The 25705-nt window shown below is 38.3% G+C and carries 23 protein-coding genes; 13 read left to right on the top strand and 10 right to left on the bottom strand.

What is annotated here, in order from left to right:
• Positions 1-234 precede the first annotated feature (234 nt).
• The 3 genes from J2743_RS00800 to pyrB all read left to right on the top strand — a co-directional run bounded on the left by J2743_RS00800 (position 235) and on the right by pyrB (position 4403).
• Positions 235-2613 carry a DEAD/DEAH box helicase gene (locus tag J2743_RS00800; RefSeq protein WP_209624424.1) on the top strand — a complete coding sequence of 793 codons (2379 nt, stop codon included), beginning with the start codon at positions 235-237 and terminating at the stop codon, positions 2611-2613.
• Positions 2610-3338: a tRNA (adenine-N1)-methyltransferase gene (locus J2743_RS00795; RefSeq protein ID WP_209624422.1), complete on the top strand. Its 729-nt coding sequence runs from the start codon at positions 2610-2612 to the stop codon at positions 3336-3338. Before J2743_RS00800 ends, J2743_RS00795 begins: the two co-directional genes overlap by 4 nt.
• A 150-nt stretch (positions 3339-3488) precedes the next feature.
• Positions 3489-4403 (top strand): aspartate carbamoyltransferase, encoded by a 915-nt coding sequence (gene pyrB / locus J2743_RS00790; protein WP_209624419.1) that lies wholly within the window; start codon positions 3489-3491, stop codon positions 4401-4403.
• A gap of 179 nt (positions 4404-4582) precedes the next feature.
• Here the strand turns inward: pyrB and J2743_RS00785 are convergent, their stop codons facing one another.
• Positions 4583-5731 (bottom strand): orc1/cdc6 family replication initiation protein, encoded by a 1149-nt coding sequence (locus J2743_RS00785; protein WP_209624417.1) that lies wholly within the window; start codon positions 5729-5731, stop codon positions 4583-4585.
• Positions 5732-7056: 1325 nt separating this feature from the next.
• Here J2743_RS00785 and J2743_RS00780 point away from each other — a divergent pair.
• The 3 genes from J2743_RS00780 to J2743_RS00770 all read left to right on the top strand — a co-directional run bounded on the left by J2743_RS00780 (position 7057) and on the right by J2743_RS00770 (position 9741).
• Positions 7057-8088, top strand: coding sequence for a cobalamin biosynthesis protein (locus J2743_RS00780; protein ID WP_209624415.1), 1032 nt, complete (start codon positions 7057-7059; stop codon positions 8086-8088).
• Between the two features lie 116 nt (positions 8089-8204).
• Positions 8205-9215 (top strand): cobalt-precorrin 5A hydrolase, encoded by a 1011-nt coding sequence (locus J2743_RS00775; protein WP_209624412.1) that lies wholly within the window; start codon positions 8205-8207, stop codon positions 9213-9215.
• Between the two features lie 271 nt (positions 9216-9486).
• On the top strand, positions 9487-9741 hold the full coding sequence (locus J2743_RS00770; RefSeq protein WP_209624410.1) for a stationary phase-response protein: 255 nt from the start codon (positions 9487-9489) through the stop codon (positions 9739-9741).
• Between the two features lie 175 nt (positions 9742-9916).
• On the opposite strand, the gene J2743_RS00765 is transcribed toward J2743_RS00770, so the two are convergent.
• From J2743_RS00765 to J2743_RS00755, 3 genes are all read right to left on the bottom strand, one after another.
• Entirely contained in the window at positions 9917-10495 is a 579-nt protein-coding gene (locus J2743_RS00765; protein ID WP_209624408.1) for a class II aldolase/adducin family protein, read from the bottom strand.
• A 140-nt stretch (positions 10496-10635) separates the two neighbouring features.
• Positions 10636-12084 carry a DNA-directed DNA polymerase II small subunit gene (locus tag J2743_RS00760; RefSeq protein WP_209624406.1) on the bottom strand — a complete coding sequence of 483 codons (1449 nt, stop codon included), beginning with the start codon at positions 12082-12084 and terminating at the stop codon, positions 10636-10638.
• A gap of 188 nt (positions 12085-12272) precedes the next feature.
• Positions 12273-12692 carry a hypothetical protein gene (locus J2743_RS00755; protein WP_209624404.1) on the bottom strand — a complete coding sequence of 140 codons (420 nt, stop codon included), beginning with the start codon at positions 12690-12692 and terminating at the stop codon, positions 12273-12275.
• Positions 12693-13046: 354 nt separating this feature from the next.
• Between J2743_RS00755 and J2743_RS00750 the strand changes: the two genes are divergently transcribed.
• From J2743_RS00750 to J2743_RS00740, 3 genes are all read left to right on the top strand, one after another.
• Positions 13047-13553 (top strand): hypothetical protein, encoded by a 507-nt coding sequence (locus J2743_RS00750; RefSeq protein ID WP_209624402.1) that lies wholly within the window; start codon positions 13047-13049, stop codon positions 13551-13553.
• A 27-nt stretch (positions 13554-13580) separates the two neighbouring features.
• Complete coding sequence (gene cobJ / locus J2743_RS00745; protein WP_209624401.1) at positions 13581-14642, top strand: precorrin-3B C(17)-methyltransferase; 1062 nt, start codon at positions 13581-13583, stop codon at positions 14640-14642.
• 264 nt (positions 14643-14906) lie between these two features.
• The gene (locus tag J2743_RS00740; protein WP_209624399.1) at positions 14907-15260 is read left to right on the top strand and encodes a DUF488 domain-containing protein; all 354 of its coding nucleotides are present in this window, start codon (positions 14907-14909) and stop codon (positions 15258-15260) included.
• 37 nt (positions 15261-15297) lie between these two features.
• Here the strand turns inward: J2743_RS00740 and J2743_RS00735 are convergent, their stop codons facing one another.
• The 4 genes from J2743_RS00735 to J2743_RS00720 form a co-directional block, all read right to left on the bottom strand.
• Positions 15298-16710, bottom strand: a complete 1413-nt coding sequence (locus J2743_RS00735) for an aspartate aminotransferase family protein (RefSeq protein ID WP_209624397.1) — start codon at positions 16708-16710, stop codon at positions 15298-15300.
• A gap of 65 nt (positions 16711-16775) precedes the next feature.
• Positions 16776-17648: a diaminopimelate epimerase gene (gene dapF, locus J2743_RS00730; protein WP_209624394.1), complete on the bottom strand. Its 873-nt coding sequence runs from the start codon at positions 17646-17648 to the stop codon at positions 16776-16778.
• The gene (lysA, locus tag J2743_RS00725) at positions 17645-18931 is read right to left on the bottom strand and encodes a diaminopimelate decarboxylase (protein ID WP_209624392.1); all 1287 of its coding nucleotides are present in this window, start codon (positions 18929-18931) and stop codon (positions 17645-17647) included. The genes dapF and lysA overlap by 4 nt, the downstream gene beginning before the upstream one ends.
• A gap of 300 nt (positions 18932-19231) precedes the next feature.
• Positions 19232-20410, bottom strand: coding sequence for an acetylornithine transaminase (locus J2743_RS00720; protein WP_209624390.1), 1179 nt, complete (start codon positions 20408-20410; stop codon positions 19232-19234).
• A gap of 366 nt (positions 20411-20776) precedes the next feature.
• On the opposite strand from J2743_RS00720, the gene J2743_RS00715 reads away from it, so the two are divergent.
• Positions 20777-21121 (top strand): hypothetical protein, encoded by a 345-nt coding sequence (locus J2743_RS00715; RefSeq protein ID WP_209624388.1) that lies wholly within the window; start codon positions 20777-20779, stop codon positions 21119-21121.
• 107 nt (positions 21122-21228) lie between these two features.
• Positions 21229-21654 (top strand): peptidylprolyl isomerase, encoded by a 426-nt coding sequence (locus tag J2743_RS00710; RefSeq protein ID WP_209624386.1) that lies wholly within the window; start codon positions 21229-21231, stop codon positions 21652-21654.
• Between the two features lie 99 nt (positions 21655-21753).
• Here J2743_RS00710 and J2743_RS00705 read toward each other — a convergent pair whose 3' ends face one another.
• Positions 21754-22296, bottom strand: coding sequence for a GAF domain-containing protein (locus J2743_RS00705; protein WP_209624384.1), 543 nt, complete (start codon positions 22294-22296; stop codon positions 21754-21756).
• Positions 22297-22890, bottom strand: a complete 594-nt coding sequence (locus J2743_RS00700; RefSeq protein WP_209624382.1) for a hypothetical protein — start codon at positions 22888-22890, stop codon at positions 22297-22299.
• A 173-nt stretch (positions 22891-23063) separates the two neighbouring features.
• On the opposite strand from J2743_RS00700, the gene J2743_RS00695 reads away from it, so the two are divergent.
• Positions 23064-24737: a lipocalin-like domain-containing protein gene (locus J2743_RS00695; protein WP_209624380.1), complete on the top strand. Its 1674-nt coding sequence runs from the start codon at positions 23064-23066 to the stop codon at positions 24735-24737.
• A gap of 58 nt (positions 24738-24795) precedes the next feature.
• On the top strand, positions 24796-25677 hold the full coding sequence (locus tag J2743_RS00690) for a hypothetical protein (RefSeq protein WP_245247894.1): 882 nt from the start codon (positions 24796-24798) through the stop codon (positions 25675-25677).
• Positions 25678-25705: the final 28 nt, after the last annotated feature.

The following is a 25705-nucleotide window of genomic DNA, read 5'->3' as shown; positions in this document are numbered from 1 at the left end:
ATTTTAGTATCATTTTAAAGTTGATAAAATAGAATCCAAGTAAATATGATGTAACTATGGATATTCTCCTAAAAATCCACAAATCTTCTTTTAGACCGTGATTCCACATATTTAGAATAAATTTGATTATTTTATCGTCCATTGATTTTAATTTTTGTAATAGTTTTATAGATTGCAAACATAGTATTAGTTCAAGATATGTCATTCTAACAAACCAAACTCAGGATATTAAAAATGGTTGAAAATAAACATCAAAAAGAAACCCACCCTTCAACAAAATCGGTAAGGTGGATACAACACCCTCTAATAAACCCTGAAAAAATAGAAGCTCGTCTTTATCAGCAGGTACTCGCAGCTAATGTGATTAAAAAGGGGAATACTATGATAGTGGCCCCCACAGCTTTGGGTAAAACTATTGTGGCTGCTTTGGTGGCTGCAGAACGACTTAAAAAATATCCAGATAGTAAAATTCTCCTTTTAGCCCCTACCAAACCACTGGTAGTACAGCACGAAGAAACCTTCCGAAATTTCCTTAAAACAACAACCAGTAGTTTAACTGGCGCTATAAAGTTAGAAGAACGTGTTCAAAGATGGTATGATTCTCAAATCATCTGTGCCACTCCCCAAACCATTGAATCAGACATAATAGCCGGACGCTATTCTCTCAAAGATGTTTCACTGTTGATATTCGATGAATGTCACCGGGGGACTGGATCCTATTCCTACGTGTTTCTGGCAAACCGATACTCTCAAAAAGCTGAAAATCCCCTTGTACTGGGGTTAACTGCCTCACCAGGTGGGGAAGAAGAACGAATCCAGCAAGTGTGCCAGAATCTTTTCATCAACGAAGTAGTGGTGAAAAATGAGGATGACCCTGATGTCAAACCATACTTCAACCCCATTGAAGTAGAATGGGTCAAAGTAGACTTAAAAAAGGAACAACTGGCCATAAAAAGCCATCTGGATACTGTTCTTAAAAATCGTCTTAAGGGTTTGAAAAAACTGGGAGTGATCAGTTCCGTCCACCAGGTTACCAAGAAAGATATTCTAAGGGCCCGGGGAAAAGTACAAAACCGGATGTCACGAAGTGTAAAACCCCCCAGAAACTGTCTCCTGGCAATTTCCATGTTAACCGCTGTTTTCAGTGTGATACACGCATTGGAACTTTTAGAAACGCAGGGTATCAGTAACCTGGACTCTTACTTTCAAAGAATGCGACAAAAAAAGACCAAAGCAGCGAAAGGACTTTTTAATGATGAACACTTTAAAAACTCTGTTTATCTAACCAGAAAAGCTCATAAAAAAGGAGTGGAACATCCTAAACTGGGAAAACTGATGAAAATCCTTAAAAAAGCCGAAAAAAATAACCAACAGGTTATTGTGTTCAGCCAGTACCGGGATACAGTTAACGAGATCCATGATAAGTGCCAAAGTGAAGGTATTAAGGCTGTGAAGTTTTTTGGACAGGCAAATCGGGAGACAGAAAAAGGACTCACCCAAAAAGAGCAGAAAAAGATCATTAAATCATTCCGGATGAAGACTTACCAGGTACTGGTGTCCACCAGTGTAGCAGAGGAAGGTATAGACATTCCCACTGTGGATCTAGTGGTGCTATACGAACCAGTCCCCTCGGAGATAAGGATGATCCAGAGACGTGGCCGAACTGGAAGAACTACTAAGGGCCGTATGATAGTTCTCATCACCAAAAACACCAGGGACGAATCATTCTATTATTCCAGCGTACATCGAGAAAGAAGAATGAAACGACAACTGGCCGATGGATATGATCAGCCTGAAAAACCGTTGGTAGCTGATGAAGAGGATGTTAAAGTTCTGGACAGGAAAAAAAATACCGATAACAATGAAAAACAGTTGATGGTGTACATCGATCACCGTGAGGCCCGGTCAGGTGTTACCAGGGAATTAAGCAACATGGAGGTGAACGTTAAATTCACCAACCTTCCAGTTGCGGATTACCAAATAAGTTCCCAGGTGGCGGTGGAAAGAAAAAGTAGTAAAGACTTTGTAAGCTCATTACTTGATAAAAGATTGTACAAACAGGCCAAGGAACTGGTAAAGAACTTCCCCCGGCCAGTGATGATCTTGGAAGGACAAGATCTCTACAGCAGTGGATTACACCCAAACGCTATCCGAGGGGCTCTGGCTAGTCTGGCAGTTGATTTCAACCTACCCCTAATACCTACCCGCAATCCTGAGGATACTGCAGCCATGATCCATCGGCTTGCTAAGCGAGAAGTTGAAAGGGGCCCCCATGATGTGCAAGTACGGACAGAGAAAAAACCCTTAACCCTGAAAGAACAGCAACTTTTCATTGTTGAATCACTGCCCAATGTTGGCCCGGTAACTGCCCGAAAACTTTTAGAAGAGTTTAAAAGTGTAGATGGTGTTTTCAGTGCCAGTGCAGATGACCTGAAAAAGGTGGAAGGAATTGGAAATATAATCGCCAAAAGTATCCGGGAAATAATTGAATCTAATTACCTGCTTTCATCAGATGAATTTGACCAGTTGCAGACATCTATAGTGAAGGGTAAAGATAAACCCGAAAAAGAATATCAATTAAGAAAAAAAAGTAAGGGAAATGATGATAAATGAAAATACTAATCAATGAAAGGGGTAAAAAATTTTTGACAGGTAACGATGACCTGCACACTGATCATGGTTATATTAAAAAAGAGGAGATTGAAAATAGCAGCTCTGGAGATGTTTTAAAAACCCATCTTGGCAGGGAATTCAGAGTGTTAGAGGCCAATGTAAACGATTACATTGAACTCATGGAGCGGAGATGTTCCATAATCCTCCCTAAAGATTTGGGTGTTATGGCTGCCTACACAGGACTGGGATATGGGCAGCAAGTGGTGGAAGCCGGAACTGGTGCTGGTGCAGCCACCATATTCCTGGGAAATCTGGTGGGAGAAAATGGACATGTTTACTCCTATGAATTAAGGGAAGATTTTGCCCAGGTGGCGGAAAAAAACATACAAGGCTTCGACCTTCAGAATGTAACCCTGAAATGTCAGGATGTTAGTGAAGGTATTGATGAAGATGGAGTGAATCTGGTATTTCTGGATCTGCCCAAACCATGGGAGGTGGTGGAACATGCCAGAGCCTCCCTTAAAATTGGAGGATTTGTGGTGGCATACACTCCTTACATAGACCAGGTGAAACTCTTCACCAGAATCCTTAAAAAACGTGATTTTTCTGATTTGAAGAGTTTAGAATGTTTGGTGCGTGAGATGGAAGTGAAAGATAAGGGTGTACGTCCCAAAACAAGGATGACTGGCCATACAGGTTATTTAACCATTGGAAGGAAACTTTGAGGATTGATGAATGTCAATTGTTGTATTTTCAAACAAAGTAAGTTGAAAAATAAATAATCAAAAAAAACGTGATGTAAATGATAATGTTATTAAAGATATAATGTTTTAAAGAGAATAATAAAAGAATGTAAACAATATGTGGTGAACAGTATGGGGTTCAATTTAAAAAATATAATTTCCATTAAAGACTTTAGTAAGGGGGATATTGAATACATTCTAAAATTAGCAGAAGAAATGGAACCCGTTGCCCGTTCTCAAGAGAAATCTGATGTGCTTTCTGGATCTCTTCTGGGAATGTTGTTTTACGAAGCTTCCACCAGAACTCGCCTTTCATTTGAGACTGCCATGAAACGGTTAGGTGGGAGTACTGTTGGTTTTGCCGAGGCTGGAACAAGTTCTGTTGCTAAAGGTGAAAATTTAACTGACACTGTTCGTATCGTTGCAGAATACACTGATGCAATGGTAATTCGCCATAACATGGAAGGTACAGCCCGTTATGTGTCTGAAATGGTGGACGTTCCTGTGATCAATGCTGGTGATGGTGCAGGGCAACATCCTACCCAGACATTACTGGACTTATACACCATGAAAAGGATTTTAGGTGATATTGAAGAACTGCACGTGGCACTGGTGGGAGATTTGAAGTATGGTAGAACCGTACACTCTCTTTCATATGCACTGGCCATGTTCGGAGCCAAAATGAGTTTTGTGTCACCACCAGAACTTAAAATGCCCCGTGAAATTCTCCATGATCTGGCAGATGCCGGGGTGAGTGTTCAGGAAACAGAGGATATAAGAGATGTTCTGGCTTATGCTGATGTTTTGTATGTTACCAGAATACAGAAAGAAAGATTTCCGGATCCACAGGAATATTTGAAAATAAAAGGAGCTTATACCATTGACTCCCAGCTTCTTAGAGGGAGTGAAGCCATTGTAATGCATCCTCTACCCCGTGTTGATGAAATCTCCCATGACGTGGACAACACATCCTATGGAAGGTACTTCCAACAAGCTTTTTACGGAGTTCCCGTGCGTATGGCTCTGTTAAAAACAATTATCAAATAATGTATTTTAAAAACTATTGGCCTATACTAAATTTTAATACTGATTTTAGGATTGAAAAAAAGTGAATATGAATAATAAAAACGTTAATATGGACAATAAATACTTAAAATTGGTCGATTATCGTTTAAAAAGAGTGAAAAAGAATAAGAATATTATAAAAGTGTGGGAGAATTTAACATTCAACCACTCCACATTGCATCTTCCAATAGCTCCATGTCACATTGTAATGTAATAAGATTTGTTCTTCCCTTACCCCTTCCACGTGAAACTGTTTTTGTTGATATAAGTCCTAACATTTCTAGTTCATTGATAAAATCAAAAATTCGTCTGTATGATACAGAATCACCCTTAGTTATGTCTTTATACACATCGTAGAGTCTGCCTGATGTGATTTCTTCTTTATGTTTTGTTAAGAATATCAGTGACTCCAGGACTTTCTGCTGCTGACTGGGAAGGGTCATTACAATGTCAGTCACTTTATTGTGTTCGATCTGATCCTTTGCTTCCCTAACATAATCTTCATAGACCATTTCTGTTCCTTTTTCATCTGCTAATTCTCCAGATGTGCGTAACAAATCAAGAGCATAGCGAGCGTCGCCTTCTTCTTTGGCGGCAAGTGCTGCACAGAGGGGTATGACTTCTTCTTGGAGAACTCCGCTGTTGAAAGATAAATCAGAACGTTCATTTAGGATGTCCACCAGTTGTTGTGCATTGTAAGGGGGAAATACAATCTCCCGATCACGAAGACTGCTGCGCACTCTAGGTTTAATGAACTGTTTAAAATCAACGAAGTTACTTATAGAAGCAATGGAAACATTATCAGTTCGTGTAAGAGTGTAAAGAAGACCATCGCCATCATTTTTTAAGAGAATATCGATTTCATCAAGGATTATAATCAAAATTAGATCATTTCCAAAAACATTCCTCTTGAAAAGATTACGAAACGCGTTAATAACTTCTGCTTTGGTCCACCCACGGTAGGGAACATCTTGACCCATCTGTTGACATAATCTAGCAATGACTTGATATTCTGTTGTGAAATCCGTGCAACGGATGTATTCCACTCTTACATTAACATTTTTTTCTTTGGAAATTTGATCCAACTGTTTTTTAGCAAATTTAGCAACTGCTGTTTTACCTGTGCCTGTTTTACCATATATCGTCACATCAGGAGGTGTTACATTGGTTAATGCTTCAACCCAATATTTAGCCACCGATTTAATCTGATCTTCTCTGTGAGGAAGATTATCTGGCAAAAATCTGTGATCTAAGAATTTTTTACATTTAAAAACCGACTGTTTCTCGCCTAATTCCTCAAATATGTTCATATTCACCACTTCGTATGATAAAAATGATTTACGTGCTATGTGCAGTGAAAATGACCAATTTATAAAGATTTTGAATAATTTCAATACCCTAAAACCATGATTCATGGCTTTTAGATAATCCCATAAGTTGGTTGACAAAATGCGCAATTTACTGCATGTTTTCTTACACATAAATACATAAATAATTCGACTAGTTTCCCCCTATACTTCACATTGTCTAAAATTGAGTTGACACTTTGTGACTCAATGGATTTTTCATGATGGAGCAGTTTTTATGAATGTTATGTGAACAGTTGAAAATTACGAACGAACTGTCCAATGAAGTATCCAACAGAGAGCAATTTCAAGTGTAACATTACCATGTTGACTAAGTAAAGATGTACTTCAAGTGTAAGTAACTAATCCTATATTAATCATTATGGTGAGGGGTGCATTTCAAGTGTAAAAATTTAGTTTTTGATTTTCGTCTGAAGTAGAAAGAGGTGCATTTCAAGTGTAAAAAAATATGTTGTTGTTATGAGAACCACATGGAGAATGAGAGGTAGATTTCAACTGTATTTACACAAACAAATAAGAAATATTAAGTAATAAAAAAATAAATTAAATTATTATATTAATAAATATGAATAAAAAATGAAAATAATTATCATTTGTTCGTAAATAAAACAAAAATTTTGGGCTATTCAAAAAATACATACAAACAAACTATATTTTACTTCTTCACTACTTGAAAATATTTGTATGGACAAAGGGTGTGATATTGTCCACTAACAAAACAGGTTAAGATGCTATTAAATTAATTTATACTCAGTAATTAAATATTATTTTTACACTTGAAACGTATCTCTCCATAGAATGATTAGTATCTGAATTTAAATGTAAAATAATTATTTTATAATTAACTTCTTAAATACACTTGAAATTCACCTTTTATATAAAACATCAGACATATTTCAGAGATTTACACTTGCAATCGTCCTCTTTCTCACGTGTCTTACAAATGTTGTTATTTTTACAGTTGAAATGTACCTGTGAATCTCTACTCCACTTCAATGAAAATTTTTCGTACGAACTAAATTAATAAGTTATACTGACATTTTCTTATTCGAATCTGCGAGTGTTGGAGATATGTTACACTTGAAATGAGTGTCTTACTCTTTTTTTTATAAATAAATATTTTTTTTTCATTTTATATTATTATTATTATTATTATTATTATTATTATTATTATTATTTAACCATTAGCAAATGACTAATAGATAAACACCAACTATGGGCCGTAAAACTATATACATTCAGCACTATTATTGAATTGAGGGAAGCTAATGGAAATCATTTTTTTCACGTCATTATTAATCATTATTCTGCCGTTTTGCATTGATTTATTAACAGGTGAATTACCTGCTACCATCCACCCAGTAGTATGGATGGGAAAATCAATTGAAAAATTCAAACCAGTATTTTTAACTGAATCTCCAATTAAAAACAGATTTATGGGATTTTTCATGACTATGTTTCTTATTTTTGTGTTCGTCGGTGGATTTGATGCGGTATTGATTATTTCTTCTTTTAATCAAATTTTGTATTTAGTACTGGCGGTGTTGGTTTTGTCTACAACCTTTTCAGTTAAATATCTGTTAAGATCCGCCTGTGAAGTAGGTGAAAATCTCTCTGAAGATTTACAAAAAGGCAGAAAATCAGTATCATTTCTAGTCAGTAGAGATACATCTAATCTATCATCTCAAGAGGTTGTTTCTGCTACAATTGAAACTTTAACTGAGAATTTAACCGATTCTGTGATAGCTCCCCTATTTTACACTTTCATTTTTGTGTTAATTGGCTTATTTGCAGTTTCATCTTCGCAATCGGTTCCAAGTGAATTCATAAATCATTCATATCAAATTCCCATTCTTTTGGCTGTAACTACAGGATTGATTTATCGTGTGGTCAACACCTTAGATGCTATGGTGGGTTATAAAGACCCAGAAAACATTGACATTGGCTGGTTCCCAGCCAGGTTAGATGATTGTTTTAATTATATTCCTGCCAGACTGACAGGTTTACTTATGGTTGTGTCATCTTTCATCACCAGTTTGGATTATAAACAGGCATGGAATATCATGTTACGTGAAGCTCAAAACACTCCCAGTCCCAACTCCGGATATCCAATGGCTGCTGCTGCTGGAGCTTTAAATGTTCAACTGGTAAAACCAGGAGTTTATACATTGGGTAATTCTAATGTACCATTAACTAACGAAAAAATTGATGAATCCATTAAATTAAGCAAAGTCACAATATATCTGTTTCTGATGACGATTGTGATTATTTTGTTAATTGTTTTATTTTGCAGTTTTTAATAGAAGATTATAATAAAAATAAAAGATTATAATTAAAAAAAAAGATTATAATTAAAAAAAATTATAATAAAAAGATACTGAAAATTATAATTAAAATCATATCCAAACGTGGTTTCATGAATCTCGCAATTATTAGTGTCACTGATGAAGGACAGAAACTGGCTGAAATAATATCATCATACCTTGAAAATGATCCAACGGTGATAAATGTTGATGTATTCCATAAAAATGTTAAAAAAACACTACAACAGTCTTTCAGGAAATATGACTGTTGGGTTGGTATTATGGCCACTGGAATCATGGTTAGGAGTATTTGTCCGCTGATTGAATCCAAATTCAATGACCCTGCTGTCTTGGTTGTTGGAGAAAATGGTAAGCACATTATTAGTTTATTGTCTGGTCATATGGGAGGGGCTAATCATTTTGCTGTTAAATTAGCAGGATTAATTGGTGCTATTCCTGTTATAACTACCGCAACAGATTTGAATGGAAAAATAGGTATTGATACTTTAGCATATCAATATTGGCTGAATATTGGTCCAAGTAAACTCACTGAGAAAAGTGAACTTATTAAAAATATTAATCAGCACCTGGCTGCAGGGGGAAATGTGGATCTGTTTTTACCCCAACAATACACGTTTTTAGAGAACCATCCATTGATATCCACATCTTACCATACAAAAACATGGGGGAATTCGTTTATTCGGGCTTCTTTATGTGGGAATGATCTGGATTTAAGTCCTAAAAGGATGGTTGCTGGTGTTGGTAGTAGAAAAGGAGTGACAGAAGATCAAGTTTTTTTTGCCCTCCGTTCAGCTCTTCAAAGTCTTCATTTACCTGTTGATCGGTTAGATGCCATCGCCACTGCTGAAATTAAGAGTGAAGAAAAAGGTATTGAGCGTGCTGCTTCTAAAATTGGGTTAAATTTGGAAATAGTACCCTTGGATGATATTAAAAATTTTTCACATCCTGATTGCACACCATCAGACCTAGTTAATCGAAAGTTTGGTATTCCAGGGGTTGCTGAACCAGTGGCACTTATTGAAGCTGGGGAAAATTCACGTTTGATCCTGAGGAAAACAGCTTACAATGGGGTAACAGTTGCGGTAGCTGTTAATGAAGTTTGATTAATAAATTATCGAAAAAGAATTAATCATCGAAATAGTTTATACATAAGTGTTTATAGGTAAGTTATGTATTGATAAAGAAAAAGAACCGTTTATGGTTTGTTAAAGCCAAATAATGGGTTTTGAATCATTTTTTTCCAATTCTCTACCGAAACCTTTTTAAAGGCTAAGATATAAACCAACTAGGATAAGGCTTTTTATGAATTGTAGTTTTAAGCAAATTAAATCTAAACATAAATTTAAACAAGATTAACCCGACGGAGGCATTATTATGAGTACAGAATCATTTGAACGTTGTGATCAAATTTTGAAACATATTATGGGAGATACAAGTGTCCCTAGGAATATAAGAAGGGCTGCTGAAGAATCTAAGAATTTATTATCTCAGGAAGACGAAGAACCCACTATACGGGCGAGCACAGTTATTTCGATTTTAGATGAAATAAGCAATGATCCAAACATCCCTATACATGCCAGAACACTTATTTGGAATGTTTTAAGCGAATTAGAGTCTGTTCGTGAGTAAATTAATATAAATCTTTTTTCAATGATTTGTAAGCATACTTGACGTTATTTTTACGGGAAAAATTGATTTACATGCCTTTTGGTGGAATAAAAAAATTATAATAAAGTGGATAATAGAAGATTGGAGTTCAGATTTATTTTGGAATAAATAATTAATAGCGTATAAATTAATAGCACTATAACTCCATATCACTTAAAACACGAGAAATAAACTGGGTTTTTGCTACTTCTTCCACAAATTCTGCCAGGAGAGCTGCTTCAAATAAGTTGCTACCAGTTGCCACCAATCCATGGTTTCTTAAAATAATCACATCTTCTTCATTTAAACCGTTACTAACTGATGCTGCCAGTTCCATGCTGCCAGGTGGGTAATATTCAACCATTTTTAGAAATGGTACTTCACTTTTTTTAAGGCCTTCTACCCGTTCTATCATTTGCCCTGCACGGGCAAAACCTGTTGCGTAGGGTGAATGGGTGTGAACAATTCCCTGAACATCCTTCCTGTTTTTATAGACATCTAAGTGGAGTTGAAATTCTGATGAAGGTTTTTTTCTCCCGGCAAGTTTTTTTCCATCTATACTGAGTAGAACCACATCTTCAGGTTTCATGTAACCAAGAGACATTCCACTGGGGGTTATGGCTACAGTGTCATGGGATCGGACACTCATATTACCTGATTTACCTGGAGAAAGGCCTTTACTGTAAACATACTCACCAGTTTCACATATTTCAAGTGTTAATGGGCTTTGATTCATTTTTATACTCCAAAATCGGGTTAAATTAATTATAATTCAGTTATTTCCTTTTTAATGCATTTTTGAGGTTTTCACCTGTTTTATATGAATTTCAAATTAGATTATTTAATTATTGGTTTTTTTAATTTAGTTATAATTTACTAACTGAAATCCAGCATTTTTAGGCTGCCATTGTTAAGCACTGGGACCTGTGCACAGGTAGGGACTATGTTGTAGATTTTCTGAAACTCGGTCTGGGACTGGAAGGTTCCACTGTTTATAAGGTGGATTCCCTTGTATCTTTTATAACTGTTAATGTGAACGTGTCCAGTGTGAAAAACATCAGGAATCTCATCAATAACCAAATGGTCCTCAATTTCAGACGCTAAAGGAGTTCTTTCTCCATAGATAGGGGCCAGGTGTCGTTTTTCCAGAAGTTCTTTCATAATCAGATCTGACTGTTGGTGGCTCATTCCCTTAACAGTCATGGCCATATCATCAAAGCTGCGCCCATGATAGATCAGAACTTTCAAACCATCTAAACTCACCATAGAAGGATTACTTAAAAATTCAGCATTTTTCAGATCGTAAAGGTCTTTGGCATAATCTTCAGGTATGGCTGGCTGTGGTTCGGCTAATCGACTGGCATCGTGGTTTCCCGGGGTAATGATAATTTTAACATTACTTATGTCTCCAAATAATCTTGCAGCTTCCTCGTATTGCTGGTGAATGTCTTTTATGGTTAATTCTTTATCCTGGCTAGGGTACACTCCAATCCCATCTACAATGTCACCAGCCACCACTATGTACTTAACATTGTTGGCAATTTCCCGTTGCTCTTCATCACCATAATCTCCGTTAATCCAGCGGATAAACCGGTTGAATGCATCTTCAAGGAATGTGGAACTACCAATATGGGTGTCACTTAGAAAAACCGTCCCGAAGTCCATTTTTTTCTCATCCACACGAGGCACACCCGGATTTATGAGTTCACTGGCCATAATGAGACTTCCCTTTCTACTTCCAACCACACCAATTACTTCGTCTTTAACAATTCGTTCTGCCTGTTCAAAGAGTTCATGATTTTCATTGTGAATTAACACCGTTGCACTGCCAGTTTCATCTTCCAGTTCTATTATTTTATGGTTGTTTTTGGTGTTACGTATGTCATTTATCATGCCCACAATTTTCACCACATCGTCAAGACTGGTAGCTTCTTTAACAGAATTGGCATCGGAAAGCTCACGTTTACTGATGAGCATCTCTCTGAGTTTCTGGTAACGGTTTTTAAAGTAACTGGAAAGATCTTTTATTTCTCCATTGGTGTAAGATTTGTGGCTAGCATCTTTAATGATTTCAAAATCAAATTCCTGGGGCAACAACTTGCTTTGGGCCAGTTCACTAATTTTCCCATGACCATTTGATATTCCTAAGTAATTGTCCACTACTTCACCAGTGAGAATCATCATCTCCTGTGATGATATGGTTAGATGATCTATCAGCGAATCTACTAAATGGGAAGAATCTTCGTAATTTTTTATTTTATGATAAGCTGTCTCATCTAGAAGTATTTCCGCATCTGCGAATTTTGATATGATGTTGTTGGTCATGGTTGCTCCAGGAACAATTTATATTATGGAAATTATTTATAAGATTATTAATCTGCTTTAATCATATAATTGAACGGTTTACATCAGAATTACATGGTATTACAATTGAATCAATTCATAAAATTTATACTATATTTTATGTGAGATGAGTTTATCAATTTTATCAATTTGTATAATTTCATACCTTTTCATAGCTGTTTTAAATAATAATCTACTTCTTGGCTCAATTTCATAAAGTCTTTTCTGAATTTTTCCAATTCATCAATTGATGTTTTTAATTTAACAGATGCATCATCATTTAAACCATTTTTAGCTAGGTTAACATGCTCTGAGTTTGTGACCACAGATTCTTGTAAGGTAGTTGTCACAGATAATAAATTTATTTGCAATTGTTTACATTTTGAAGGGGGGTTTAACCTTTCAAATTTGAAAAACATGTTTTCTAACTGTTTTCTAACTTTTTCCAGTTTATGGTAGGCTTCTTCAAGGTCAATGTTTTCCTTGGTTTCTTGGGTGTAAAGTTCCCTTATTAAGAGTAGTTCAATTCCAAGGTCTTTCAGATAATTCTTACTTTTTTTTAGGAATTGTTTTTTGCTCATTCCAAACATTAAACATCGCCTAACCTGTTCATTTTAATGTTTTTGTTGTTGTTTGTTTCTGGTGAGGGGCTTGGTGTTTATATGTTAATATTTCTCAAATTTTGGGATTTTCCCAGATACAGAATTAAGTGTGTGATCATTGTATTGGATGATCTTCAAGCCATAGGTTTTTCTATGATCAAGATCTATAAATGGTTTGTCAGACTATAGATACTAAGATTTACTAAGATTGGTTTATGCCAGACCCTGATCATAGCTTCATTATAAATTAAATAGTCAAGTAATGGGTGTCAGTTAATTTATCCAATGTTTAATATCAAATCCGACATTAATTCAAATTAATCCAGAGTTTAAGGTGATATTTTGTCCAGAGCTATTAAAATAATACTTTTCCTAGTCTTTTTCTTCATTTTCTTTGAAGCAGGTTTATTTGCATCCTACACCATTGTAACACAACAACCACCCAATCCCAATGATCTCATTGAAATGCAACTTAACGGTATTAGTTCATTGTTAAACCTCAATACTCCAAAAATTGCAACTCAAAATAATCTGAAGATTGTTAATAAGAATGAAGTGGCCAGGGCTTTAGAGGCCAAAACTGGTGTTGATGGGATTAACCTAGAGACTCTTTCAGCTCAATCATATCAGAATGTTGATGATGAGAATATAACTGTTAACATCACTGCTGTGGGTTATAAGGATTCACAGAGTGGTACTTCAAGCAATACAAGCACTATTGTGATTAAATCAAATGAAACATACAGTATAACCGCAACTGCCCTTGCATCACCAGCAACTAATGGTGTGAAGATCAATGTGGCTACTATTGTTATTACTTCATCTCGTATAATCTACAACAAACAGTAGTACATTTTCTTGTAAATTGGTGAAAATATGATTAAAATTGTGGGTATTGGTCCTCGAAGGGAGGACATGACTATCATGGCACTGCAGGCCCTTGAAGAGGCAGACGTTGTTGTTGGATATGGAGGTTACACAAGGAAGATAAAGGATCTTCTGGAGGGTAAAAATGTTATCTCCAAAGGGATGGGCCAGGAAGTTAACAGAGCTGAACTTGCCATAGAATATTCTAAAAAAGGCCATAACGTGGTTTTGGTGAGTAGTGGTGACCCTGGAGTTTATGGAATGGCCAATGTACTGTATCAGATTATGGGCAAATATTCTGAAGTTGAGGTAGAGGTTGTACCCGGGGTGTCAGCGGTTAATTATTCTGCCGCTCTTTTAGGTGCACCTTTACACGATTTTGCAGTAATCAGTCTTAGTGATATACTCACTCCACTATCGGAGATTAAAAGAAAGATCCGTGCTGCTGCTGAGGCTGATTTTGTCATTGCTTTTTACAATCCCCGTAGTAAAAGAAGGACTGAACCATTTAAAGAAGCATTGAAAATACTTTTAAATGTTAGAAAGCCAGAAACATTGGTTGGTTTGGTTAAAACCCAGAATAACACTCCTTCAGTCAAAATTTTTCCTCTTAACCAGCTTAAAGAGGAAGATGTGGATATGAACACCACCCTAATTGTGGGTAACACCTTTACTTACTCTGATGGTGAAAATATGGTAACGCCCCGGGGTTATGTTCTTCCCCATTCTCTTCACCCCTTAGCATATGAATTTTACGAAAAATATCTTGCTGGAGAGGGAAATAAGGGGCCGAACACGAGTTGTGAGTACTATCCCTGCCACAATCACCCTCAAAACTGTACTTTCTGTTATTGTCCTTTCTATCCCTGTGGAGACCCATCTACAGGTGGAAGATGGATAAAAGAAAAGAAAGTGTGGAGTTGTGAGGAATGCACATGGATACATCAGGATGATACAGTGCAATGCATAGAGGCCAAGTTACCTAAACTTCTGGAGAAAACAGAAGACCTTCAGGATAATAAGAAAGAGCTTCTTAAATTAAGACGTGAATGTGTTTATCTGACTAAATAATTTGGACTTCAATTGAGTATTCTATAGGGATTTCTTAATCAAAATATTATATTTTGAAAATGATGACAGGGTATGGAATTACAGCCCTGACATGAAATGGTCATTTTTCCATCTGTTAATAGTACACTTCTTCAAATCCATACAGGGAGTTTATGATTATTAATTTTTTGATGGAAAATATGGCAACGATGTTATTTCACTGGGGTACTGACAATATTCCAAAAACTAATGTACCAGGTCAAACATATTTATGTTAGTGATATAATGATTCGAATAAAAAGAGCCTACCAATCTCCTGCCAAAAAAGATGGTTACAGGATAATGGTGGATCGAGTATGGCCTCGTGGAGTTTCTAAGCAGAGATTAAAAATGGATGCATGGTTTAAAGACATTGCCCCCAGCCACGATCTACGGAGATGGGTATCTCAAAATTCTCAAAAATGGGATGAATTTAAAAACAAATATCAAGAAGAGTTAAAAGACAAATCTGAACTTTTGAACCAGGTAATTGACTTGGAAAAAGAGAAAGAAACAATCACCCTGGTCTATACCTCTGGTAATACAGAACACAACAGTGCGATAGTACTAAGGGAAATTTTAGACAAATTAAAATCCTAAAATCAAATTATTTCTTTTTTTTAGTACACAGATTAATTCAGGGGTTTTTTTTCTTGATAACCCCTTCAAAAATGTCCAATGCTGTGTCTAATTGATCATCAGGAATTGTGAATGATGGTATCAACCTTAATATGGAAAGGTACCGGCCCTGACCTCCAGACATGGTGATAATTCCTTGTTTGAATAGTTCATTCTGGATTTGGGTCTTATACTCAGCCATTGGTTTATCTTTACCATCACGGAAATCAATAGCCTTAAGAAGTCCCCAGCCACGGCACTGCCACACATTCATATATTCAGTCCATTCACTGAAACGTTTTTCAATGACCTCCCCTAGTTTTTTAACTCTTTCCAGAAGCCTGTACTTATCAATGTACTCCAGGGCGGACATATTCCCTGCTAAAGAAATCGGAGCGCCACCATAAGTAGATCCATGATAGGCAGGAACGTTTTCCATAATTTCATCTTTTATAAAAGCCGCACTCAGGGGGCTGACTCCACCACCCAATGATTTGGCACTGGTGAAAATATCAGGCATAACCTGGTGGTGTTCATGGACCCACATCTTCCCACTGCGACCCATACCACTCTGCACCTCATCAAAAATCAGGACAATACCGTTATCGTCACATATCTCCCGGGCAGATTTGAGAAATTCCACAGGAGCAGGATTCATCAGCCCACCAGTGGTATAGGGCTCCATTATGAATGCCGCTACTTCTTCTGGACTAACCTGATAGGTCAGAACTCTGTCTTTAAGGAATTTTTCAATGCAATATCCGTTGCAGTCCTCAGGATGTTCACAGAACATGCAGTTGGGGCAGTTGGCACCCTCGGCAAAGTAGATGTTGTTGGAGCGTAGGGAACGGAAAGTATCAGCATCCTGGGATTTCTGGGCCATGCAGGATAAAGAACCCACAGTTCTACCGAAAAAACTCCCCATGAATGAAGTCACACAACTTCGCCCGGTGTAACTGACAGCAGTTTTGATGGCTGCTTCATTAGCTTCTGTACCGTCACATGCATAATGAACACGGTACTGAGAACCATTGGGGATAGTTGACAGCAATTTTTTGCTTGTATCAATCATTAGGGGTAAATTGTAGTCATTGGAAGGGAAAATGCCCAGCACACCATATTCTTCCATAATCTCCTGGGCACGATTCCAGATTTCTGGATTGTTGTAGCCAAAATTAGCGGTGGAAATACCAGCATTCAAATCGATATACACGTTTCCATCCACATCCTCAATGAGGCTATTGGCCACTCTATTAACGGTTAAAGGAAGATCCCAACCATCAAAGGACTCTTTTTTCTTACCAGTCCAGTAGCTAGTTACGTATTCTTTTGCTTCCTGAATTTTTTCCATAGATTTGGGTCCTGGAGGAGTTGTTTCAATGAATGGGACTCCATTATCATTTAAATTTCCTGACCAATCGTTTAAACTCATTGAAACACCTTTCAAATCATATTCTTGTTAAAATTCGAGTTAGTTTCTCTCATAATGAACATGTGTTAGAATTCAAGTTCCATTATTCCTTCGAACACTGAAACAGCATCGCCTTCCATGAATGCACCCAACTTACCATCCTTCTCATAGACAGTTATTTGGAGTAATCCACCTGGAAGGTGGACTAAAACATCTTTATTCAAAAGACCCAGACGATAACCACTGATAACCGTGCTGGTAGCTCCGGTACCACAGGCCATGGTGAAACCAGCACCCCTTTCCCAGGTGATCATCTCCACTTCCTTAGGACCGGTAACACTCACAAAATGGACGTTAATCCTCTCTGGAAATGCTTCATGATTCTCAATCAAAGGACCCAAATGATCCAAGGCTATTTTTTCCATGTTTTCAGTGAAAATAACTGCATGGGGGTTTCCAACACTAATGGATGTGAGTTTAATAGGTTCATCACCAACTTTCAGTTCTTGGTCAACAAATTCCTCAGCATCACTGATCATGGGTACATCTCTGGTTTTAAAGGAAGCTGTTCCCATATCAACCCTGATTAGTTCCACAACACCTCTTTCAACTTTTAGAACTAGTTCTTTAATTCCTCCCAGGGTTTCAACAGTCATTTTTTCCTGTTTAAAAACATCGTTCTCATAGACGTATTTTCCAAAACATCTGATTCCGTTACCGCACATCTCGGCTTCACTCCCATCACTGTTAAATATACGGAATTTGATGTCAGCTACGTTTGACGGAGATACGAATATAACTCCGTCAGCACCTATAGAAAAACCTCTCCTGCAAAGAGACGTGACAACTTCAGCTTTTTTATATTCAGGGATCAACTCTTCTGAAGATTCATCAATCACCACATAGTCATTTCCCAGACCGTGCATTTTATGGAAAAGCAGAACTATCCTTTCACTCATTTTAAAAACCTCAAAGGAACGTTTTGTTTTGATAAAAGGTCAGCATAAGTTTCTTTTTCCCTTATAACATCTGCTTCACCGTTCATTACAATAACTTCGGCAGGTAGGGGGCGTGAGTTATACTGGCTGGCCATGCTGAACGCGTATGCACCAGCATTCATGATGGAAAGAACATCTCCTTCCTTGATTTCAGGAACTGGCCGATCTCTGGCGAAAAGGTCTCCAGATTCACAGACATTCCCTGCCACATCAATGTTCTGGGTGGGTGTTGCTTCTGGTTTGTCTGCAACCATGATATGATGATATGACCCATACATGGTTGGACGTAGAAGGGTGTTAAAACCAGCATCTACTCCTACAAACTTCCGATAACTTTGTTTAACAGTGTTAACCCGTGTTAAGAGGTAAGATGCATCTCCAACAATGTAACGGCCTGGTTCTATGCACATGGTGGGATTATCAATACCGTACTCCTGAAGTTTGGTCCTGTACAGAGCCACAATTTCCCTGGCAAATTGTTCAATGTCCAGCACTGGTTCTTCTGGAGTGTAAGGTATTCCCAGGCCACCTCCAAAGTCGATAAATTCAAATTTAACACCAGCATCCTGGTGTACCCGGCCGGCAACATCCATCAATACCTCTACCGCCAGTTTGAATGGTTCCGGATCCAGAATACCTGAACCAATATGGGTGTGAATTCCTACAGGCTGAAAACCAAGGTCCTGAGCTTTTTGGTAAATTTCAACTGCTTCATGTTCCATTATCCCAAATTTAGATAGTTTTCCACCAGTTATGCAGTGGTCATGATGTCCTGCGCCCACCATAGGATTCACCCGGAAGGATATTTTAGTCCCTTCTGCTCCAGGTAATTTTACCAGGCGTTCCAGCATGGACACAGAATCCAGATTCATGCGTACCCCAGCATCCAGGGCATATTTCAACTCAGGGGTGGTGACATTATTCCCAGTAAATAGTATTCTATCTGGATCGAATCCAGCTAGAAGGGCGGTATATATTTCACCAGGGGAAACTGCATCAATTCCACTTCCTTCCTGTTCTAATATCTTCATAACTGCCAGGTTGGTGTTGGCTTTGGCAGCGTAGAATATTTGAAAGTCTGCATATTCCTGGCTGAATGCCTGGTGCACTCTTTGGTAGTTATCCCGCACCCTCATCTCATCTATAACATAAAGGGGTGTTCCATATTCTTTGGCAAGTTCAAGGGCATCGGCTCCACCGATATCCAGGTTGCCTCTTTCATTGGTCTTAAAGTGTAAGTTCATTATTATCCTCCGAAAAGAAGTAAACATCAAATATATCATTTTGTCATTATATATTTGTTACGATTAAAATTGTAGGAAAACCAGTCACCCTTCGCATAAACATGTTTCATATTAAAAAAATGAGATAAAACAACAAGGGGAGATAAACGTAGAACAGGAGCTACAAGTTCAAGATCACAAAAACATAAGATACAAGTTTAAAATCACAAAAAAGAGGAGATACAAGTTAAAAATCACAAAAAACAGGAGATAAATATTAAAAAAACACGAAAATAAAGGATAAAAGTTTTAGAACTGTAGTTAACCGGACACACGTACTAAAACTTCATCCAAATGGTCAATCACGTTATTAATCTGCTCCTGGGTGATTACCAGTGGAGGAACGAATCTGAGAACATTGTCTGCTGTGCAGTTCACCAGAACCCCCTGTTCGCGCATGTCATCAACCATGTGGGCACATGGCATATCCATTTCCATACCAAGCATCAGACCCACACCCCGCACATCTTCAACCAGTCCATATGCCTGGAAGATTTCTTTTAACTCATTTTTGAAGTAAAGTCCGTTTTCCCGTGATTTCTGGAGTAATCCTTCTTGCCGGATGGTTTCAACCGAAGCAATTCCAGCGGCACATGCCAGTGGTCCTCCCCCAAAAGTTGCGGCGTGGTCACCCGGTTGAAATGCATTTCCCACTTCTTCACTGGCTAAAATGGCTCCCATTGGGAAACCACCAGCTATGGCTTTGGCTAAGGTAGTTATATCTGGGGTTACTTTGAAGGTCTGTGATGCAAACATCTCCCCAGTCCGCCCAAAACCAGTTTGTACTTCGTCAAATATGAGTAAAACATCATTTTCATGGCAGAGTTTCTTTAAATCATCAAGATAACCTTCAGGAGGTATTATTATCCCACCTTCTCCTTGTACCGGTTCTACCAACACCGCTGCAGTTTTTTCAGTTATTGCCTCAGCCACAGCTTCAAGGTTTCCATAGGGGACATGTGTAAATCCGGGGGGGAGTGGTCCGAATCCTTTTTTATATTTGTGCTGGCCAGTGGCAGTGATGGTGGTTATGGTTCGTCCGTGGAAACTGTTTTCCATGGCTATGATGTCTCCTTTACCAGTGTATTTTCGGGCCAGTTTGATAGCTCCTTCATTGGCTTCTGCTCCGCTGTTGCAGAAGAAGGCTTTCTGATGGGGAGAGACTTCTACTAGGAGTTTTGCTAAACGTACCTGTTTTTCAGTGTAGTAAAGATTGGAGGTGTGGATCAGTTTTTGGGCCTGCTGGCAGATGGCCTCAACAACACGAGGATGGGCATGTCCTACATTGTTCACCGCAATACCCGCCACACAGTCAATATAAGGATTGCCTTCTACATCCCATACAACAGCACCCTTTCCTTCTTTAAGGGCCAGGGGCTGACGACCGTAAGTTTGCATGACATAATCTTTATCTAAAGCTATAATTTCTTCTGTGTTCATCCTATCACCCACATAAATGTAATTTAATTACCTATAAATCTTAAATGAAGTTTTACTATCCAATGTCAGGTTTTACTTCTCATGATCTGGCTGATGAGAAATATTATTCATTTTGGTAAACCACGTAATTTAAGGCTGTTTGTAAACTTCAAGATATATATTAACTGTATAATCTGTATAACTGGTCATGGTTATAAACATTTTAATCATATAGAGTACCACTGTAATGTAATACTATGGCAATGGTTAAATATGAGGTAAGACAATGGATATTACTGTAAAATCTATTTAATGGAAATTCTTCTGCAAATGTTATTTTAACTAGCATATAATATCCATTAATATCATTGGGGAGGTTTAAAGGCAATGGATAATCGGAAACTCATTTTGTACATAGGATCGATTCTTCTGTTGATTATAGGAATTTACACAGTATACATTGGCCAATTATCTCAGGGTGTGGTCTGGTTTGTTTTAGGCATAATATTCCTTTCAGTTTCCCCGCAACTTGGACGCCCTATTAAAGCAGTAAAAATAAGAAAAACTATCATTTTGCTATGTGCCATTATATTGTTAGGTATAGGTGGATTCATGCTTTACGCGGGGGATTTATTAGCTGGAATAGCTTGGATAGTTGCCGGAATCCTCGGATTGCTAATTTCATTCATGTTAGTAGGGCATCAAGGGGTTTTGGATCCAAATCAGCCTTAAATACTCTTTTGTCATTATTCATTCTTCGAAATCTAAATGACTATCTTTAAATTATTGCATCAAACATTTATAAACAAGGAAAGTGAACGTTGTTTAGGTGAATGATCATGAAAAAAGCCATTATCGAAACAGATAAAGGAAACATTGAACTTGCACTTTTTGAAAAGGAAGCACCTAACACGGTTGCTAACTTCGAAAAACTGGCTAACAGTGGTTTCTACAATGGATTAACCTTCCACAGAGTCATCCCCAATTTTGTAATTCAGGGTGGATGTCCTAAGGGTAACGGAACCGGAGGGCCCGGTTACACTATAAAATGTGAGATAAATCCCCATAAACATGGCACAGGAGCCCTTTCAATGGCCCATGCAGGTAAGGACACTGGTGGAAGCCAGTTTTTCATCACTCACTCCCCGCAACCCCACCTGGATGGTGTACACACCGTCTTCGGCAAAGTGGTCAAGGGAATGGATGTGGTTAATGCCATCAAACCGGGCGACGTGATGAACAAAGTTACGGTCACTGATGAATAATTAAAATCCTTTATAATAACCAAAAATCCTCTATTTTTTATATTTTTAATCTTATTATTTTTATTTAGAAAAAATTATTATATAAATTAGATTTTAGGGCTATTTTTCATTGTAAAGCAGTTCTTTGAGGATCACGGCATAAATATCTGCTATTTTCTCAGCAATTTCCACAGATTTCTGGGTGTAATCTTCTTCAGGATTCCCAGCCACGATTTGTCCAAGAATATCTTCATTATAAAGCACAGGAACTGATAAAAATTGATCAACCGGGTCATGGCCGGGTGGAATACCATGGGCAGCAGGGTGACTGTTTATATCATGAACATATATTGATTTACCAGTATCCAGGGAGTAACCTAAAAGTCCACCATAGGTTCCATCTTTTAGGACCTTGAATCTGGCTTCACCCATCTCTTCGTACATCTGACAGGATTTTGTTAAATGGGAAAAGGATATGCCTACACTGTCTCCATTTTCTGGGTCGATAAATGCCACATAACAGCTTCTACTTTTAAGATTTTTTTTGGTTTCTTCCAGAACAAGATCGGATACTTCTTTTAGGGTGCAATCAGGCAACATAGACAGTGCTTCAGTTCTGAAAACATCAAAATTATTTTTGATGGAATCATTGTTGATAGACATCTAACCCTCCTCGAAAACTTTTATTAACACGCCGAAAACTGATTCTAATGGGAGTATTCGTTCATTGTCTGTTTCAACATACCAAAAGTTACCTTCATGGTATGTTTTTTGTACCCGTGCTGTCTGGAATGGAAAACCAGCAACCAAGGCACAAGTGCCTACTAAAGGATGGTCTGATTGTTCATCTGGTATTAGTATTTCATCACCAACCCGTACACGTTTTGGATTTACTTTAACTTTTATCCAGCTATCAGGAGCCAAATCAGTATTTTGCCAAGCTTCAACCTTCAAAATGATCGTTTTTTCTCTTTGGTTCCCACCCTGATGTTTAATCCTTTTTTTAAGCATCCTATTCATTAATGCTTCTAGTTCAACCGAGACAACTCCGGTTTCAACTAACTGGCTGATGATCCCTTCTTCTAATGCTTCCTGGAGCAATCGTCCAGAGTGAAGCTCACGACATCGTGATTGGGTGCTGGTGCTGCGCATTGGGCATTTCCAACAGTACTTATCCTCTAGGATCTTCATGATCTCGGAGTATGCAGTTTTGCAGTGTTCTTCAAAGTCCATCTGCCGTTTCTGGAGGACTCCCATATAATCACTATTTTTCGTGTAACAGCCCATTAATATGCGAATCTTTTTAAGTTACTTTTCCTTCTTGATTATAGGTTGAAGGCCTACATTATTATTAATGACGGCATAATCTAATAAACCATCAAAATCAATAGAATTTAATATTCAAATTTGATTAATTGGGAGAATTATTAATGGCGAAGGATCCCCTCAATGACTTAGATGATTTAACTAAACAAAACATTGCCCTGGCCCTCGGGATGAAGGAATTCAAGGCTAAAAAAGTACCTAAAAATGTGAAAAAACAGATTTTAAGTAATAAAAACAGTCCTGAAAGCTTCGGTAAGCGGATGCATCACCGTATACAGGATCTTCTGGATAATCCTGATTCTTTCACTCCTAACTACAGGAAAAGGTATGAAAAACTTCTTGAACACTGTAACCTGCTCACTCCCCTGCAGGCATATGCCATGAACCATCTTTTAGGGACAGATAGTAGCAGAGGCTACCAGAAAATACCTGATGAATCAAACATAGAGTTTCCCAGGGATTTCACCCCACAACTCGGATACCAGGTAGGCTGGCACTTCTTTGTGGGCAACTGCCGTGACACCCTGAGAAGGGAATACGGAATTTTGGTTTCATTTTATCGTTACTCACTCTTACCCCCAGAGATGGCACACAGTTTTGGTTTAACAGACCTGGATAATCAAATATTTGAAATGCAACTAGCAGTGGCCAGGGCAGGTGAAAAACACCTTCAGGCACGGCCTTTTGCTATTGCAGGAACCACCGGATTATTAAATATCTCCAACGAACCCTTCTGTTATGGGGCGGGGAATAACAGGATAACATCCCTACAAGAGGATGAATTATTCCCCCTCAGAGTCCAAACCTGGGGAGTGAACCAGGGAGGAGAGGAAGAAGTGGAGATGGAGGTAGATTTGGGATTTTCCTCCAACAAGGACTTTTTACTCCAGGGAAACAAGGGATGCCTCCCATGCTGCTGTGGAATAGGTACCTTGTATTATTCTGCCACAAACCTTCGTCTGGAGCCGGGTAGTCTCTTGAAACTAGATGGAGAGGAGATTATTCTTAATCAGGGTCAGTTCTGGTTCGACCACCAGTGGGGTAATGCTTTGGAACCATTGGGTAACAGCCGATGCAAGGTGGTAAGAGCAGCCAACCTTCTTTCAAAATCATCCCAATCCAGGGGATGGGACTGGTTCATGGCTCAATTCGACGGTGACCGGGAAATGACCATGTACGCACCCCACACGGATAAAAACCTAGGATATTACTGGCAAACCGGGGAAAAACCACCAGACACCATGACAGTGCCGGTGAAAGGACAGTACATTGATGCTGAACACAACGTAGTGGATATAAAAGGAACATTGAACATTGATAAATGGGTTAAGAGTGTTAAATCTTCCAATCCAGAAAATTACTTCATCACCAACACTTGGTACCCGGACCGGTGGGAATTCCAGTTCCAAAATATGGTTCCAGAGGATATAAGACATTTCACCATGAACCCCATAGTTAAAGGGGGGCAGACTGGCTACAATGCCAGTGGAGCACAGTACTCTGAAGGAGGAGTGAATATCAGGAATTTTGAGGGGAAGTTCCTGGGTAAAGGTTTTGCTGAGTCAGTTTACTATGCAGATGCACACACCAACTTATTCCACCTTGCTGGTATCCCTGATACTCCGAAAATGCGGAAGTTAATGGAAACACCCAAACCATCGGCTTTGTTGAAGTTGAAGGCTTTATTGTACACTGCCTGGCCACCTCACCAGAGGAAAATTAAAAAAGTGCTTGAAAAATGCCTGGAACAGGGTTTACCTGCGGATTTCCTTGATTAAAAAAATGTCTTGATAAAACAAATATGGGTGCAAGAGATTAATATTTGAGTTGAAATCTTTGACAGCTAAGGGAAAGTTGAAAAGGCAGCATAAACCGTACATAACCGTGCCCAAGGAATGGGCCTGCACAGAATCTACTGGACCCGGACCATTCATCACCCGGGCCAAGTTCAAAACAGCCACAAATAAAGTTGTTTCTTGGAGCTCACGCCAATACCGGAAACACCATTTTAGGCTGGACACGAGCTTCGGATCTACTTGGTGGGCTCCTGGAGCAATTGGATGGTGGATAGGGGTTTTGTTTGCAATAGGTGCCACCTTTTTCGCCCTGGGATCTATACCACCCTATGCCAGTGCTGTGGGTAATTTTTATGACAGTTTAACCTATTTTATTGGTTCCATATTTTTTACCAGCGCAGCTCTCCTGCAGTATTTGGAAACATCCAGCACACCCCACCAGTTCGGAGGAAAAATCACAGAAGAAATCCATTTCCTGATTTGGGAACCAAAACGGATTGATTGGTGGTCAACTTTAATACAACTGGTGGGAACGGTTTTTTTTAACATCAACACCTTCACTGCCATGCTCATCACCTTCTCAGCAGTGCAGACCGAATTTTATGTATGGGGTCCGGATCTTTACGGTTCTATATGTTTTTTGGTGTCCAGTTATCTGGCCTATTCTGAGGTGGGGCATGCTTTTTTCTCATTCAACATCAGAGATCTGTCTTGGTGGATAGCGTTCCTTAATTTATTGGGTTCAATATCATTTGGTGTCTCAGCTGTCGGTGCTTTCATAGTTTTACCCACATTTCAACCATTTGATCCTTTCTTAATGAATTTGGGAACATTTACAGGAGCAATATGTTTCTTTTTAGGGGCGACACTTTTACTGCCAGAACGTACCCAGATGTGCAGAGCAAGGACCATAAAAAACTGAAAATAAGAAAATTGATGGGAATATAGGG

The sequence above is a fragment of the Methanobacterium petrolearium genome, from assembly GCF_017873625.1.
In the GTDB taxonomy this organism is placed as follows: Archaea; Methanobacteriota; Methanobacteria; order Methanobacteriales; family Methanobacteriaceae; genus Methanobacterium; species Methanobacterium petrolearium.
This window is presented reverse-complemented; position numbering and strand designations above follow the sequence as displayed.